Source organism: uncultured Roseovarius sp., from assembly GCF_963972555.1.
Classification (GTDB): Bacteria; Pseudomonadota; Alphaproteobacteria; order Rhodobacterales; family Rhodobacteraceae; genus Roseovarius; species Roseovarius mucosus.
Map to the genome: position 1 here is coordinate 20,164 of NZ_CAXAUM010000019.1, position 16,249 is coordinate 36,412.

The 16,249-nt window shown below is 62.0% G+C and carries 14 protein-coding genes; 7 read left to right on the forward strand and 7 right to left on the reverse strand.

Annotated elements, in window-relative coordinates:
- Positions 1–18 precede the first annotated feature (18 nt).
- Together AACZ65_RS15440 and AACZ65_RS15445 are read left to right on the forward strand one after the other, a co-directional pair.
- A complete protein-coding gene (locus AACZ65_RS15440) occupies positions 19–1,185 on the forward strand; it encodes an FIST N-terminal domain-containing protein (protein ID WP_339672316.1) in 1,167 nt (388 codons plus the stop codon).
- A gap of 3 nt (positions 1,186–1,188) precedes the next feature.
- Complete coding sequence (locus AACZ65_RS15445) at positions 1,189–3,396, forward strand: PAS-domain containing protein (protein ID WP_339672318.1); 2,208 nt, start codon at positions 1,189–1,191, stop codon at positions 3,394–3,396.
- A 10-nt stretch (positions 3,397–3,406) separates the two neighbouring features.
- Here the strand turns inward: AACZ65_RS15445 and AACZ65_RS15450 are convergent, their stop codons facing one another.
- Genes AACZ65_RS15450 through AACZ65_RS15460 form a run of 3 tightly spaced genes read right to left on the reverse strand, consistent with a single transcriptional unit; the run spans position 3,407 to position 7,011 of the window.
- Positions 3,407–4,555: an alpha-D-ribose 1-methylphosphonate 5-triphosphate diphosphatase gene (locus AACZ65_RS15450; RefSeq protein ID WP_339672320.1), complete on the reverse strand. Its 1,149-nt coding sequence runs from the start codon at positions 4,553–4,555 to the stop codon at positions 3,407–3,409.
- 2 nt (positions 4,556–4,557) lie between these two features.
- A complete protein-coding gene (locus AACZ65_RS15455) occupies positions 4,558–5,286 on the reverse strand; it encodes an alpha/beta fold hydrolase (protein WP_339672322.1) in 729 nt (242 codons plus the stop codon).
- A gap of 39 nt (positions 5,287–5,325) precedes the next feature.
- Positions 5,326–7,011 carry a thiamine pyrophosphate-binding protein gene (locus AACZ65_RS15460; RefSeq protein ID WP_339672323.1) on the reverse strand — a complete coding sequence of 562 codons (1,686 nt, stop codon included), beginning with the start codon at positions 7,009–7,011 and terminating at the stop codon, positions 5,326–5,328.
- A 124-nt stretch (positions 7,012–7,135) separates the two neighbouring features.
- Here AACZ65_RS15460 and AACZ65_RS15465 point away from each other — a divergent pair, with 124 nt between their 5' ends.
- Complete coding sequence (locus AACZ65_RS15465; RefSeq protein ID WP_339672325.1) at positions 7,136–7,579, forward strand: NUDIX domain-containing protein; 444 nt, start codon at positions 7,136–7,138, stop codon at positions 7,577–7,579.
- Here the strand turns inward: AACZ65_RS15465 and AACZ65_RS15470 are convergent.
- The 3 genes from AACZ65_RS15470 to AACZ65_RS15480 all read right to left on the reverse strand — a co-directional run bounded on the left by AACZ65_RS15470 (position 7,546) and on the right by AACZ65_RS15480 (position 10,578).
- Positions 7,546–8,424, reverse strand: coding sequence for a DMT family transporter (locus tag AACZ65_RS15470; protein WP_339672327.1), 879 nt, complete (start codon positions 8,422–8,424; stop codon positions 7,546–7,548). The genes AACZ65_RS15465 and AACZ65_RS15470 overlap by 34 nt on opposite strands.
- Before the next feature lie 171 nt (positions 8,425–8,595).
- Entirely contained in the window at positions 8,596–10,236 is a 1,641-nt protein-coding gene (gene groL, locus AACZ65_RS15475; protein ID WP_037273138.1) for a chaperonin GroEL, read from the reverse strand.
- Between the two features lie 54 nt (positions 10,237–10,290).
- Positions 10,291–10,578 carry a co-chaperone GroES gene (locus AACZ65_RS15480; protein WP_008281664.1) on the reverse strand — a complete coding sequence of 96 codons (288 nt, stop codon included), beginning with the start codon at positions 10,576–10,578 and terminating at the stop codon, positions 10,291–10,293.
- A 257-nt stretch (positions 10,579–10,835) separates the two neighbouring features.
- Here AACZ65_RS15480 and AACZ65_RS15485 point away from each other — a divergent pair, with 257 nt between their 5' ends.
- Both AACZ65_RS15485 and AACZ65_RS15490 read left to right on the forward strand, forming a co-directional pair.
- Positions 10,836–11,756, forward strand: a complete 921-nt coding sequence (locus tag AACZ65_RS15485; RefSeq protein WP_339672332.1) for a manganese-dependent inorganic pyrophosphatase — start codon at positions 10,836–10,838, stop codon at positions 11,754–11,756.
- Positions 11,757–11,908: 152 nt separating this feature from the next.
- Positions 11,909–13,936: an NADPH-dependent 2,4-dienoyl-CoA reductase gene (locus AACZ65_RS15490; protein WP_339672334.1), complete on the forward strand. Its 2,028-nt coding sequence runs from the start codon at positions 11,909–11,911 to the stop codon at positions 13,934–13,936.
- Between the two features lie 6 nt (positions 13,937–13,942).
- On the opposite strand, the gene AACZ65_RS15495 is transcribed toward AACZ65_RS15490, so the two are convergent.
- Positions 13,943–14,386: a DUF4399 domain-containing protein gene (locus AACZ65_RS15495; protein WP_339672335.1), complete on the reverse strand. Its 444-nt coding sequence runs from the start codon at positions 14,384–14,386 to the stop codon at positions 13,943–13,945.
- Positions 14,387–14,579: 193 nt separating this feature from the next.
- On the opposite strand from AACZ65_RS15495, the gene AACZ65_RS15500 reads away from it, so the two are divergent.
- The gene (locus tag AACZ65_RS15500; RefSeq protein ID WP_339672384.1) at positions 14,580–15,485 is read left to right on the forward strand and encodes a LysR family transcriptional regulator; all 906 of its coding nucleotides are present in this window, start codon (positions 14,580–14,582) and stop codon (positions 15,483–15,485) included.
- A gap of 182 nt (positions 15,486–15,667) precedes the next feature.
- Positions 15,668–16,207, forward strand: a complete 540-nt coding sequence (locus AACZ65_RS15505) for an NAD(P)H-dependent oxidoreductase (protein WP_339672337.1) — start codon at positions 15,668–15,670, stop codon at positions 16,205–16,207.
- The last annotated feature ends 42 nt before the right edge of the window (positions 16,208–16,249 follow it).

The following is a 16,249-nucleotide window of genomic DNA, read 5'->3' on the forward strand; positions in this document are numbered from 1 at the left end:
ACCCCGAGGGGAGGAGCCATGGACAGCAGCCTGTCAGTGCTGGCGCTGTGCGATCACGCTATCGTTGCGCGTGCAGAGGTGCCGCATGATTCCGACGACGCCATTGGCACCCTGCGCCGGGCCATGGGTGACATGCGGCTCGCATTGGTGCTGTTCTTTGTCACGCCAGAGGCGGATTTCGAAGGGTTGATGGCTGAGGCCGCGCGCATCTTTGTCGATAGCCGCTGTGTCGGCTGCACCACCGCCGGTGAGATCGGGATGAGCGGCTACGCAGAGGGCAGCATCGTTGCCGTGGGGTTTGCCGCCGATCATTTCCACGCGGTGTTGCAAGTGGTGACGCCGCTGTCAGAGCTGGACAGTACCGCCTGTGTCTCCCAGACGGTGCGGGCGCGGGCGTGGCTTGCCACGCAGGCGGGCGAGAGCCTGCCCAACGAATTCGCCTTTCTCGCGGTCGATGGCTTGTCGCTCAAGGAGGATGAACTGGTTGCGGCCATCGCGGCGGGGCTTGGGCCGATGCCGCTCTTTGGTGGATCGGCGGCAGATGGCGAGCGTTTTTCGCAGACGCTGATTTCCTGTGACGGGGTGACGCTGCGCAATGCCGCCGTGGTTTGCCTCATGCGCACCGATTGCCCGGTGCGGGTGTTTCGGCTCGATCATTTCCAGCCGACCGACCGGCGCATGGTGGTGACGGATGCCGACCCCGCGCGCCGCATCGTCCATCAGATCAACGCCGAGGTGGCGGCACAGGAATATGCCCGCATTCTTGGCTGCCGGATCGACGAGCTAACACCCTCGACCTTTGCCGAAAACCCGGTGGTGGTGCGGATCGGCGGTCAGCATCACGTGCGCGCCATTCAGCGCGCCGAGGCGAATGGCGACTTGCAGTTCTTTTCCGCGATTGACGAAGGGTTGGTTCTTACCCTAGCACAATCGCAGGACATGGCAGCGCATCTGGATCGCGAACTGGCCGGGCTGGGGATTGAGACTGCGCCGCTGACGGTGCTGGCCTGCGACTGTATTCTGCGCCGGACCGAAGTGCAGCAGCGCCAGATCGGCCCCGAGATTTCGCGCATTCTGGCCGCGCATCGTGTGGTGGGATTTTCCACCTATGGCGAGCAGATCAACGGCCTGCATGTCAATCAAACCATGACCGGGGTGGCGATCTATCCCCCCATCGGGCGCTAGGCCATGTCGGCGGCGCTGATTGACAATTCCGACCCGCTGGATCGGCAGAACGGTAAACTGCTCAAGATCATCGAAGTGTTGATGCGCCGGGTCGAGCAGGTGACGGATGACGGCGGCGCGGCCTATGCGCATTTCGAGCGGGCGGTCATCCTCGAAGATCAGATCAGCGAACGCACCCGCGATCTCGAACACGCGCTCGACCTGCTGAACGAATCCAACGCGCAACTGGCGCAGGCGATCCGGCAGGCAGAGCGGGCGCGCTCGGACCTCGCCAATGCCATCGAGACGATTCAGGAAGGGTTCGCGCTCTTTGACAGCGACGGGCGGCTGGTTCTGCACAACAGCCGCTTTGGCATGTATATGCCCGATCTGGTGGCCGAGTTGCGCCCCGGTCTGGAGTTTGCAGATTATGTCCGCCACGCGAGCCAGAGCCGGTTTCTGGAATTGCCCGACATGCAGAGCCGAGGTGATTGGGCGGCGCGACGGATGCAGTTGCATCAGGAAAAGCATGTGATGTTCAACCTCAACCTGACCGGCGATTGCTGGGTTCAGGTCAGCGAGCATCGCACCCGCGACGGACAAACGGTGATTTTGCAAACCGACATCACCGATATAATCCGGCTGGAACGGCGCGAGCGTGGCAAGCTCTTGGATGATCAGGCGCAGTTGATCCGGGCCACGTTGGAGCACATTGATCAGGGGGTGTGCATCTTTGATCGAAGCGGGCAGTTGCGCGGCTGGAACCAGAACGCGGGCAGCATGTTGTCGATCCCGATCTCGCGGTTTCGGGTGGGGATCGAGTTCGATGTCATTCTGCGACGCATCGGTAGCGATTTCGAGATCGAGGGCGGTCTGACCGCGCGTGACATTGCCGCTTGGGTGGCGGCACAGGATCGGCGCGCGCCGCTGCGGTTCTATATGCGCTCAGGCACGCACAAGACTCTAGATGTCTTTGCCCGGCAAATGCCCGACCGGGGCTTTGTCATCAGCTTCTCGGATGTGACGGCAGAACGTGCTGCTACGCGCGCGCTTGCCCATGCCAATGAGCGGCTGGAACAGCGGGTGCGCGACCGCACGCTGGAGTTGGAGGATGCGCTTGGCAAGGCCGAGCGCGCCAATGCCTCGAAATCGCGGTTTGTAGCGGCGGCAAGCCATGATCTGCGCCAGCCGTTATCGGCGGCGCGGCTCTATCTTGCGTCCTTGCAAGAGGATCTGACCAGCGACGATCACCGGGTGTTGATGGATAAGGCGCAGCGGGCGTTAACCAGTGTCGAGGATATCATCGACGCGCTTCTGGATATTTCGCGATTGGAATCGGGGCATGTCGAGGTGGATGTGACCCACGTGCCGCTTCGCCGGATCATGGACCAGTTGATCGACGAGTTTGCGCCTATAGCCGCACTCAAGGGGTTGGATTTGCGCTATGTGCCCTGCGCGGCTGTGATCGAGAGCGATGCAAGCTACCTGCGCCGTGTGTTGCAGAACCTGATTGCGAATGCGATCCGCTACACGCCCTCGGGCCGGGTGCTGGTGGGCGCGCGACGGCAGGGGCGCAATCTGCGGCTTGAGGTGCGCGATACGGGTCCGGGGATCGCGCCCGCAGATCAGGATCGTATTTTTCAGGAATTTCATCGGCTTGATGCCCATGTCAGTGCAGCTGAAGGCATGGGTCTCGGGCTGGCTATTGTGGATCGGGCCTGTGCACTCTTGGGGCATCCGTTGGAACTGCGGTCTGATCTGGGCTGTGGGGCCTGTTTCAGCGTGACCGTCCCGTTGGTGTCTGTGGGGCGGAGCGGACTAGAGACCCGGGGCGGTGGCGGGGCCGTACGCGTGCGGGACACGTTTGAAGGGCGGATCGTGCTCCTGATCGAGAATGACCCGGACTTGCGCCACGCTCTGACCCTACTCTTGCGGGGTTGGGGCGCGGATGTGGTCGAGGCGGGCAATCTCTTTGAGGCGTTGACGCAACTGGCAGATCTTGGGCTCAGCCCCGATGCGATGCTGGTAGATTACGAGCTGGACGAGGGCGTGCGTGGGCCGGATGTGATCGCGCGGATTATTGCGCGGCACGGGGCCATCCCTGCGCGGATCATCACCGGGCATCTGACGGCGGACATGCGCGCACATTGTGACGGGGCGGGGCTTGAGGTGTTGCCAAAACCTATTGATCCGGCACAGCTTGAGGCTTTTTTGGCGGCGGCGGTGGGGTGAGGCACGCGGCCTATCCGACAAAGCGGCTTGCCGCGTCGCCCGCCATGTAGCTGATCCGACCCTGCGCGATGGTCGCCATTACGCGGCGCGTCTCTGGCGCTAGGACAACCAAATCGGCCCGCAGACCTGGCCGGATCGCGCCGCGGTCCATCAGCCCCAAGAGCTGCGCCGGACCCGTTGAAATCAGCCCCCAAGCGGTCGACAGATCGCAAATTCCGCCATCGGCCAAGAGAAAGGCCGCGCGTCGCAGTGAGGGGTAATGATAATCCGAGGCCAGCGCATCCACGAGCCCCATGGCCACTAGGTCGACGGCGCTGACGTTACCCTTGTGTGACCCACCACGCACCAGATTGGGTGCGCCCATGATGACATGATCGCCGCCAGCGCGCGCCTCTTCGGCAGCCGCAAGCGTTTCGGGAAACTCGGCGATGGTCATGCCGCGCCCGCGCGCCTGCCTGCGGCCCTCGGCGGTGGAATCGTCATGGCTGCCCAAGCGCACGCCACACGCAGTCAGGGTTGCGGCGAGACGCTCCATTGCGGGGCCGACCTCGGGCATGCGATCATGCAGGCCTTGGATGAACTCCAGATGTTTTTCGGGGTTGCGCCCGATGCGCAATGCCTGTCCGGTCAGCCCCTGTGGACGCTTGCCCGCCGCAAGCGCCTTGTGCGGCAGGTGATCGTTGAACACGAGATAGCCGATGCCATGCCGCGCGACCATGTCTTCGACCGCGCCATAGTCGTCGAGCAGCGATATCTCAAAGCGCAATTGGGCGTGTAGGTCGGTTTCGACATGATCGCGCACCTCGGCCAGGGCCGCAAAGACCTGATCGGCGAACTCTGGTCCCCGCATGCCGCCTTCCCAGCTATAGAACTGCGCCAGAACGGCGGTGGTGATGCCATTAGCGGCCAATTCCGCCTCGGTCGCGATCATGCCTTGGGCGAGGTCCTTCATCGCTCCGCGCCGGGGGGCCAGATGCCGTTCGAACCCGTCGCCATGGACATCGACGATGCCGGGCAGGATCATGTAGTCGGTCAGGTCCACGATACGGCCCTGCGGGGTATCGGCAATCCGCCCGCCACTAAGCGAGAGGTCGCAGATGCTCAGCCCCTCTGGCTTCAACACCTGTGCCCCGCGCAGTGTGATCTCGAGCGCCGTCATCGTCACCTCCGTCCCAAGAGCACATCGCCAAGGGTCAAGCCATGGTTGAACTGCCCATGTTCCAGAAATTCCTCGATCTGCGCAATCACGAGAGGGTTGTTCATCAGGAATGTATGCGTAACCGGCAGGGTTATGTGATCCGCCATCCCTACAACGCGCGTCGAGGCGACCGAGACCTTGCCGTCGTCTGGTCCTTCGATCAGGCTGGAAAAATAGGGGTTGAGCGAACGGGTGCCTGCGATCACCCCCAGCTCGAAATCCACCGGCGGCAGGTTTTCCGGCACGCCGCCTGGCCCGGTTTTCAGTTGCAGCCCCGCAGGTCCGTTGAGCCAGCGAAAGAGCTCGAGCCCGCCAAGTTCATCGACCAATTCGCTGCCATGGTTCGGCGGAGCAAGCATCACGACGCGCCCCATCTGTGCGGGCCGGTTATCCTTGAGCCAGAGCCGCAAGAGGATGCCACCCATGGAATGCGTGACGAAATGCACCCGCGTCGCGCCACAGACCCGCACCGCAAAGGGCAGGGTTTCGCGCGCGAGCCGTTCGATTTCCTCTTCGGTCGAGGGGTAATCGGGGCTGAACACGTCATAGCCGCGCGCTTCGAGCACCTCTTGGAGGATCACAAAGGACGCATCAGAGCGTGCCAGCCCATGCAACAGCACCACACAATCGGCGCGCGCCGCCGTTGTCCAAAGGGCCAGGATAAGGCCGGTAAGGATGCTCCATCTGTTCATGCCGACCCCATAGGCGCAAATGCGCGTTGTGAACAGAGGTTACATGCTGTCACGTTTGCGCAGGCCCGCCGCGCGCATCTGGCTCAGCGTCACGCGTGGGGTCAGAGCCTCGGGCGAGATCACGAGATCGAGCACGGCACCGGTCGGCGAGGCACAGGCGCGCGCAAAGGCGTCTGCGAAATCCTCGGTCCGCTCTACCCGTTCGCCGTGAAAGCCATAGACGCGCGCAAGGGCGGAAAAATCCGGGTTGACCATCTCTGTGCCCGAGACTCGCTCGGGATAGTTCCGCTCTTGATGGGCGCGGATGGTGCCATAGATGCCATTGTTGAGGATGAGGATCACAGGCTGGGCGCCCGCCTGCGCGGCGGTGGCCAGTTCCTGACAGGTCATCTGGAAATCCCCATCCCCGGCAAAGCAGACGACGCGGCGCTCTGGATGTACGACTTTGGCGGCGACAGCCGCCGGGATGCCATAGCCCATGGCCCCCGATTGCGGGGCCAAGAGGCGCATGGCGGGTCCGTATTTGAGGAACCGGCCAGACCAGATCGCGAAATTGCCCGCGCCATTGGTGATGATCGCGTCTTTAGGTAGTACGTCACGCAAATAGGCCGTCACCTTGCCCATGTCGACGGGCGAGGGCAGGTCGGGCAGATCAAATCCCGCCTCATAGCCCGCGCGCGCCTCGGCCTGCCATTCGGCCCAAACGCCTGTCACCGGCCCACCTGCGTTCAACGCGCGCACAAAGGCATTTGGCCCCGCCTGAATGCCCAATTCCGGCTGATAGACCTTGCCCAGTTCCAGATCGGAGCCATGCACATGGATAAGACGTTGGCGCGGCACTGGCAGATCAAAGACCGTGTAGCCATCGGTGGAGTTTTCACCAAATCGGTTGTTGATCGCCAGAATCACATCAGCCTCGGCCAAGAGACGGTGCACATTGGGCACCATGCCCACCCCTGCCTCGCCACAAAAGACCGGGGCGTGATTGTCGAACTGGTCCTGATAGCGAAAGACCGAAATGACCGGAATGTTCGACCCGGATGCAAAGTCCTGCAAGGCCGCGCGCCCCGCTTCTGTCCAGTTGCACCCGCCGTAGAGGATCAGAGGCCGCTTTGCCCCCGCCAGCATGTCGCGGGCGCGGGTCACGGCCTCGGCGCCCGGCTCCGGCTCTGGATAGTCCCCCGGCCCGGAGAGGGCCGCGACCTCGGTCAGATCGGTCAGCATATCCTCGGGCAGGGCCACCACAACTGGCCCCGGTCGCCCCGTCACGGCGGTTTTCCACGCCCGCGCCACGATCTCGGGGATGCGGTCCACCTGATCAATCTCGACTGCCCATTTTACCATCGTGCCAAAGACGGCGCGATAGTCCAGCTCTTGAAACGCCTCGCGCCCCTTCATATCGGTGCCGACTTGGCCCACAAAGAGGATCATCGGCGCGCTGTCCTGCATCGCGGTATGCACGCCGATGGAGGCATTGGTCGCCCCCGGTCCGCGCGTGACCCAACAGATGCCGGGACGGCCCGTCAACTTGCCATAGGCGGCGGCCATGAAGGCTGCGCCGCCTTCTTGACGGCACAGGGTGAAATCAAGCCGCCCGGCGGTGTCGTGCAGTGCATCCAGCACCGCAAGATAGCTCTCGCCAGGCACGCCAAACGAATGTCGCGCGCCCAGTGCCAGCAAACACTCCACCAGCAATTTCCCGCCGTTGCGTGTGTTGGTTCTCATGTCCCGCTCCCCTGTTCTGGTCGCGCGCAAGCTGACCAAAGGAGGGTTCAAACACAACCCCTTTTCAGCGCATAGCCCGCCACCTAAGGTTGGCTCGCGTCGTTCTCTTGTTTCAGGTCCGCCCATGCCCTTGCCCCGTCTAGCCGCCCGTGCCGTGATCGTCGAGGATGGGCGGCTTTTGCTGGTGAATGCCTATGCCGATGCCGCCAGCACGCTCTGGTGCGCGCCGGGTGGTGGGGTGGAGGCGGGAACATCCCTGCCCGAGAACCTGATACGCGAGGTTCATGAAGAGACCGGATTGACGATCCGCGTGGGCCCGCCCTGCCTGATCAACGAGTTTCACGCGCCTTCAACCGGCTTTCATCAGGTCGAGGTCTTTTTTCGATGCACGCTTGTTTCGGGTACGCTCTCGGACGATTGGCGTGATCCGGAACAGATCGTGACCCGTCGCCGATGGGTGACAGAGGCAGAGATGGGGGACTTGCGGATCAAGCCTGACAGCCTTGCGCGCGTCGCGTTTCAGCGTGGGATGGGTTACGACCCCTTGGAGGAAATCGTTGGTCCCTGAGCGCGCCGGGAAATCACCGAGACCGCAACGCCGCCCAGCACCAGCGCGCTTGCCAGCACGAATTCTGCAGTGAGTGCCTCACCCAGAAACAGCATGCCCCCTGCCATCGCAATGACTGGCACGGTCAGTTGCGCCACCGCTGCGACCGAGGCGGCCAGCCGCGGCAAGAGGCTGTACCAGAGCGCATAGCCCAGCCCGGATGTCACCGCCCCCGACAGCACCGCCAACAGGACGCCCTGCGGCCCGATCACGATCCCCTCGGCCCCCTTGGGCACCAGCCAGCCAACCAAGAGGCCCATGGGGGCCGCCGAGATGAAGTTTGCCGCCGTGGCCATCAGCGCATCTCCCGAGCGCCGCCCGTTCAGGGAATAGACGCCCCAGCCCACGCCCGCCGCCGCCATCAAGAGGCCGTGGAGCACGCTAACCTGTGGTCCCGCGCCGGGCCAGAGCAGCCACGCAAGCCCGCCAAAGGCCATTGCGGCCCCGATCCAGCGCTGCCTTGGCATCGCCTCGCGCGCCAATACCCCCCCCGCGAACATGGTGATCTGCACCACGCCAAACAGGATCAGCGCGCCCAGCCCGGCATCCAGCGCCCGGTACGCCAAAGAAAACCCGTAGAGATAGACCAAGAGCGCCAGCACCCCGATCGCGCGCCCCGGACCCCAAAGCCGCAGCCCGCCGCGCAGCATCAGGCACAACAGGCCCAGAACAACCGCGCCAGAAATCAGCCGGATCACCCCGAAACTGACCGCATCCATCGTCCCACCAGCGATGGCCATACGGTTCAGAACCGAATTGGCGGCAAAGGCGATCATGGTGAGGGCGGTCATTAGAAAAAGGCGCATGGGTCAGTGCTAACCGCTTGAACGCGCCACGTATAGTCAGAGTTTCGTGAGGCCATATCCATCCTGTTCCTCACGTCCTCATGGTCAGGACCAAGCCGGATCTGACCTGTGCGCATGAAAAGGGGCCGCCCAAAGGCAGCCCCGATCCGATAGCATTTTGCCGAGCGTGGCTTACATCATGCCGCCCATGCCGCCCATGTCGGGCATGCCGCCGCCAGCGGCATTTTCCTTTTGCGGCTTGTCCGCCACCATCGCTTCGGTGGTGATCAAGAGGCCAGCGATCGAAGACGCATCTTCAAGCGCGGTGCGGACAACCTTGGCCGGGTCGATGACGCCAAACTTGAACATGTCGCCATATTCATCGGTCTGGGCGTTGTAGCCGAACTTGGCATCGGAGCTCTCGCGGATTTTGCCTGCGACGACGGAGCCGTCAACACCAGCATTCTCGGCAATCTGGCGCAGCGGTGCTTCGAGCGCGCGACGCACGATGGCGATACCGGCGTTCTGGTCGCTGTTGACGCCTTCCAGACCTGCCAGTTTCTTGGCCGCCTGAACCAGAGCCACACCACCGCCGACAACGATGCCTTCTTGCACGGCTGCGCGAGTTGCGTTGAGCGCGTCATCGACGCGGTCCTTGCGCTCTTTCACTTCGATCTCGGTCATGCCGCCGACGCGGATCACGGCAACGCCACCGGCCAGCTTGGCCACGCGCTCTTGCAGCTTTTCGCGGTCGTAGTCCGAGGTGGTGTCCTCGATCTGCTGACGGATCTGGCTGACCCGTGCTTCGATCTCGGCCTTTTCGCCAGCGCCATCGACGATGGTGGTCGCATCCTTGGTGATCGACACCTTCTTGGCGCGGCCCAGCATGTCCATGCCAACATTCTCAAGCTTCATGCCGAGGTCTTCGCTGATCACCTGACCACCGGTCAGAATGGCGATGTCCTGCAGCATGGCCTTGCGACGGTCGCCAAAGCCGGGGGCCTTGACGGCAGCGATCTTGAGGCCGCCGCGCAGTTTGTTCACGACGAGGGTTGCGAGGGCTTCGCCTTCGACATCCTCGGCAATGATCAGGAGCGGCTTTTGCGACTGGATCACTTGCTCGAGCAGCGGCACCATCGGCTGAAGGCTCGACAGCTTCTTCTCGTGCAGCAGGATGAGGCAGTCTTCTAGGTCTGCAACCATCTTGTCGGCGTTGGTCACGAAATAGGGGCTGAGATAGCCACGGTCGAACTGCATGCCCTCGACCACATCGGTCTCGGTCTCGAGGCCCTTGTTCTCTTCGACGGTGATGACACCCTCGTTGCCGACTTTCTGCATCGCTTCTGCGATCTGGCGGCCGATTTCGGCTTCGCCATTGGCAGAGATGGTGCCAACCTGCGCCACTTCGGCGCTGTCGCTGACGGGGCGCGATGCGGCCTTGATGGCCTCGACAACCTTGCTGGTGGCCAGATCAATGCCACGCTTGAGGTCCATCGGGTTCATGCCGGCGGCAACCGCCTTCATGCCTTCTTTGACGATGGCCTGAGCCAGAACCGTCGCGGTGGTGGTGCCGTCGCCGGCCTCATCATTGGTGCGGCTGGCGACTTCTTTCACCATCTGCGCGCCCATGTTTTCGAACTTGTCTTCCAGTTCGATTTCCTTGGCAACCGACACACCGTCCTTGGTGATGCGCGGGGCGCCAAAGGATTTGTCCAGAACCACGTTCCGGCCTTTGGGGCCGAGGGTGACTTTGACAGCGTCGGCCAGAATGTTCACGCCCTTGAGCATGCGATTGCGGGCGTCGGTATTAAAGCGTACGTCTTTTGCAGCCATTTGAGGTGCTCCCGTGTTTGATTTCCGGTTGGATCAGCGTGAGGGGGAATGCCCTTACGAAATCACGCCCAGAATGTCGCTTTCCTTCATGATCAACAGCTCTTCGCCGTCGACCGTCACTTCAGTGCCAGACCATTTGCCGAACAGAATGGTATCGCCAGCCTTGACGGCCATTGCGATCAGTTCGCCATTGTCCTTGCGGGCTCCATCGCCGCAGGACACAACTTGGCCCTGGCTCGGTTTTTCCTTGGCGCTGTCGGGAATGATCAACCCGCCCGCGGTTTTAGCTTCGCTCTCAACGCGGCGGACAAGCACGCGGTCATGCAGCGGTTTAAATGCCATCTCTGAGGCTCCTTGGCTCAAAGTTACTCCCTGATGATCCCAGCTCGGGGATCATTAGCACTCATGGGGTTCGAGTGCTAACGGCGCATAGCTAGGGAGTGCGCCGGGGCGAGTCAACCGTTTTGATCCGCAAAAATCGCGTTTTGTGCGTGATCCGAACTGGGATTTTATGCCGCAGCGCAGCATCGGGCAGGTGACAAGTTGTGCCCACCCTCCTATAAGGCGCTCAAACCCGTATCAATGACAGGATTACCCCAATGACCACGCTTGTTTTCGGCCATAAATCGCCCGACACCGATTCCACCGGATCGCCCATTCTCTGGGCCTGGTATCTCAATGAGGTGAAGGGCGTGCAGGCCGAAGCTGTCCTCTTGGGCGAGCCCAACACCGAGGCCGCCTTTCTCTTGCAGAAGTGGGATCTGCCCAAGCCGCGCATCATTTCCGATGTCGAGGCCGGTCAGCCCTGCGTGATCGTCGATACAAACAACCCGGCAGAACTGCCTGCCAATGTGAACAATGCCGACATTCAGGCGATCATCGACCATCACAAGTTGGTGGGCGGGCTGGAAACCAAAGGCCCGATCGACATCACCGTCCGCCCGCTGGCCTGCACCGCAACCATCATGCTCGACCTGATGGGCGATGATGCCGCGAAAATGCCCGCTTGGGCCAAAGGCACGGCGCTGACCTGCATCCTGTCGGACACGCTCGAATTCCGCTCGCCGACCACCACCGCGCATGACCGCGCCGTCGCCGAGAAACTGGCCGCCGATCTGGGCATTTCGATCCCCGATTACGCCGCCGAAATGTTTGCGGCGAAATCCGATGTATCGGCCTTTTCCGACGCTGAATTGCTGCGGATGGATTCTAAGGAATACGAGGTTGGCGGTAAGTCATTCCGCGTGAGCGTTTTGGAAACCACAGCGCCCGCCATCGTGCTTGACCGCAAGGCGAGTCTGATGGAGAGCATGAAAACCGTCGCCGCCGAGGATGGCGTCGATCAGGTGCTGCTCTTCGTGGTCGATATCCTGAATGAAGAGGCCACGCTTTTGGTGCCCAATGATCTGGTCAAAACCGTCGCGGAAAAGAGCTTTGGTGCGACCGTGTCGGGTGATGCCGTGGTCCTGCCGGGTATCATGAGCCGCAAGAAGCAGATCATCCCCAATCTGACGCTCTGAATGTCACATAGAGATTTTGAGTAGGGCCGCCGATGGGCGGCCCTTTTCATTTTAGAGGATCGAATCTGGCCGCAGACGCCATAACGCAGCGTTCCGGGGTGACAAGATCGTGGTGCCGCGCCATGGTGCGACGCAGCCAAGGGAGGTTAGCCATGTCCGAATATCCGCATCTTCTCAGCCCGCTCGATCTGGGCCATGTGACGCTGAAGAACCGCGTTCTGATGGGGTCGATGCACACCGGGTTGGAGGAAACCCGCGACTGGAACCGGGTGGCAGAGTTTTACGCGGCGCGGGCGCGGGGGGGCGTGGGTCTCATGGTCACGGGCGGCATGGCCCCCAATCGCGAGGGCGGCGTATTTCCCGGCGCGGCGGGGCTGTTTACGCCCGAGGACATCGCCAATCACCGCATCGTCACGGACCGGGTGCATGAGGCGGGCGGTCTCATTGCGATGCAAATTCTGCACGCCGGGCGTTATGCCTATGGCAAGGAATGTGTGAGCGCATCGGCCATCAAATCTCCGATTTCCCCCTTTACGCCCAACGAACTGGATGAGGAGGGGATCGAAAAACAGATTTCCGACATCGTCACCGCCGCCGTGCGTGCGGGCGAGGCAGGTTATGACGGGGTCGAAATCATGGGGTCCGAGGGATATTTCCTCAACCAGTTCCTTGTGACCCATACCAACAAGCGCGCGGATCGCTGGGGCGGTTCGTATGAAAACCGCATGCGTTTGCCAATCGAGGTGGTGCGGCGGGCACGGGCGGCGGTGGGCTCTGATTTCATCATCATCTATCGCCTCAGCATGATTGATCTGGTGCCGGGCGGAAGCACCCACGCAGAGGTGGTGCAACTGGCGCAAGAGATCGAGCGTGCGGGGGCCTCGATCCTCAACACCGGAATCGGCTGGCACGAGGCGCGGATTCCCACCATTGCGACCAGTGTGCCGCGCGCGGGCTTTGCCTGGGTCACGAAAAAGCTGATGGGCAAGGTGGGCATTCCAGTCATCACCTCGAACCGGATCAACACACCCGAAGTGGGCGAGGCGGTGCTCGCCGATGGAGCCGCTGACATGGTCAGCATGGCGCGGCCGTTTTTGGCGGATGCAGAGTTCGTCAACAAGGCGGCGGCCGGACGGAGTACCACGATTGCGCCCTGCATCGCCTGCAATCAGGCGTGCCTTGATCACACATTCTCGGGCAAGCTGACGTCTTGTCTGGTCAATCCGCGCGCCTGCCATGAAACGGAACTGGTGATTGCGCCTGCCGCCACGCCCAAGCGGATTGCCGTGGTCGGTGCGGGGCCCGCCGGCCTCTCGGCGGCGATCACGGCGGCGGGGCGGGGGCATCAGGTGACGCTCTTTGACCGGGCGACAGAGCTTGGTGGTCAGTTGAACATGGCCAAGGTCATCCCCGGCAAGGAAGAATTCCGCGGGCTGGTGGACTGGTTTGGTGTCATGGTCCACGAGGCGGGCGTTGATCTGCTTCTGGGGCAGGAGGTGACGTCGGACGATCTGGACGGGTTCGACGCGGTAATCATCGCCACCGGCGTGATTCCCCGCGATCCTGGTATTCCGGGTCAGGACGGGCCGAATGTGGTCAATTACATCGACGTGCTGCGTGGCGGCGCAGAGGTGGGCCACCGCGTGGCTGTGGTGGGCGCAGGCGGCATCGGGTTCGACGTGTCCGAGTTCCTCGTTCATAAGGGGATCAGCCCGACCGAAGATATCGCGCTCTGGCGTTCCGAATGGGGGGTGGGTGATCCTGCAGAGGTGCGCGGTGGCCTGGCCGAGCAAGGACCGCAGCCCGAGCCGCCCGCGCGCAAAGTGACGCTCTTGCAGCGCAAGGCAGAGGCCCCCGGCAAGCGTTTGGGGAAAACAACGGGCTGGATTCATCGCGCCGCGCTCAAGATGAAGGGCGTCGAGATGATCGGCGGCGTCAATTATGAGAGCATTGACGCGGCAGGGCTGCATGTAAGTTTCGGCGCGGCGCGTGAGCGCCCAACCTTGATCGAGGCGGATACCATCGTGCTCTGCGCCGGGCAATTGAGCGAACGCAGTCTGGCCGATGCGCTCGAGGCGCGCGGTGTGGCTGCGCATGTGATCGGCGGCGCGGATCTCGCTGCCGAACTCGATGCGAAACGTGCGATTGATCAGGGCACGCGACTGGCGGCCACGCTCTGACGCGGGCTATTCGACGGTGATCGTGATCACCTCGGACACGACGGGCGGGTTGTGCGGCACATGGTTCATATCGCCCATGACCAGTTGCAGCGTGTGTGTGCCCGGTGCGAGATCCAGCGTCACCTGTGTCTGACCGCCGCCGAAATGGCGATGATTGTCATCGGCGGGCAGGCTCACGCTCAGCTCTTCGGCACCGTCCGGCCCTTCGCCCAAGGGCGGGCGGTCGACCAGAACGTGATGATGCCCTGTTGCCTCTTTGTCGGTGCCGGCAGGGGCCACGCCCATGCCCTTGAGGCCAAAGACGACCGTCACGGGGGCGCTGACGGTAGCACCATCCTCTAGATTGACGAAATAAACCTCGGCCCCCTCGGGCGCGGGGGTGTCCCCGGCGAAAAGGGGGGGTGTGAGGCTCAGAAAGACGGCGGCAGTCAATGCAATGATGCGTGTCATAGTAGCTCCTCCCATGGGCATGCTATCATAAGTGGTGCGATGGCTCAGCCCGTCAACAATCACAGCTTGGTGTTTCCGTGTTTCCAGCTGGCGAACTATGCCGACATTATCCAGATATTGTCCGGCAAGCGCCCCAGTTGTGCCTGATTTTCCCGTCACAAAGACAATCAAGATGCAATTCAGAGGGACTAGGATGGATCGCCTGACCGAAATGGAAGCCTTTGCCACCGTAGTGGATCAGGGCGGATTTACAGATGCGGCGCGCAAAATGGGCATTTCCAAATCCGCCGTGTCCAAGCATGTCTCGTCGCTTGAGGCGCGTTTGGGGGCACGGTTGCTCAATCGCACGACGCGGCGCGTCAGCCCAACCGAGATCGGTCTGGCCTATTACGATCGGGCGCTTCGCGTTCTCAATGACGCAGGAGAGGCCGATGCTCTGGTCAGCTCGATGCAGTCGGACCCTTCGGGTCTTTTGCGCATCTCCGTGGCAACGGACTTTGGGGTCAATCATCTGAGTCCGGTTCTAGGTCAATTTCTAGAGGAATTTCCGGACATCACCGTCAACATGGTGCTTAATAACCGCTATGTTGAGCTCATTTCCGAAGGCTTTGACATGGCCGTCCGCATCGGCGAGTTGGAGGATAGCACCCTGCGCGCCCGCAAGCTGACAGAGACCACCAAGCGCATGATCGCGAGCCCGAGCTATTTCGTAAAACACGGGCGCCCGCAAAAGATCGACGACCTGAACGAGCACAAGCTTTTGCATTACTCCAGCCAAGCTGGTGGCGCGGTGTGGAAGTTGACGGCACCCTCCGGAGAAAAGCGGCAGGTGCGCACGGCCGGAGGCCTCAGCGTGAATGACGGGCAATCCCTGCTCAATGCCGCGATTTCTGGGCTTGGCATCGCTTATCTGCCCTCGTTCCTCTATTCCCGCGCTATGGCCGATGGGCTGGTCGAAGATGCCATGCCCGAATTGCCGCTCGAATCGCAGGGTATTTACGCGGTTTATCCGCCGGGCCGCTTCACCCAACCCAAAGTGCGGGCATTTATTGACTTTCTGGTCCATCAATTCGCCGATAAAGGCCCGGTGGACTGGTAATCGCGTCCTCCTCGCCACGAGAGGCGAGTATCTGCCCCGGCTGCGGTCTGCTCGCTGCGCCGGGGCTTTTTATTTGGGTCTGAGGTGCCGCACAGGCGCTGTGCAACCACTTCATATTGTCAATTTCCCTCCATCGCCCCAGTTTAACCAGTGACACGGATTAACCCTTGAGAGGATGAATAATGGCAAACCCAAAACTCCTGTTGATTTCCGGATCGCTGCGCAAGGGATCGTATAATCGCATGCTGCTGGCTGAGGCGGCAGAGGCGTTCGGCCCCGCAGAGATCAGCGAAGGCAGCCTTGATCTGCCGCTCTACGATGGCGATCTGGAAGAGGCGGAGGGCGTGCCTGAGGCCGTGAAGCACCTCGCACAGCAGATCAAGGACGCCGATGCCGTTGTGATCGGCGCGCCTGAATACAACAAGGGCATCACGGGTGTGCTCAAGAACGGGCTTGATTGGATCAGCCGGGTTCCGGGGGCAGCGTTTAAGGGCAAGCCTGTGGTGGTCGTCTCGGCCTCGGCGGGGCGCACGGGCGGCGAGACGGCGCAATTCATGACGCTCTCTTGCCTTACACAGTTGCAGGCGCGGTTGGTGCCAGGTACGGCGATTTTGATTGCGGGAGCGATGAACGCGTTTGATGATGCGGGCAAGCTCAAGGATGAAACATCGCGCAAGTTGCTGGCGGATCGTATGGCCGCGCTGCGGGTGGAAGTGGTCTGAATGAAAAAAGGCCGCCCGTGAGGGCGGCCTAAGTCTAGGCTT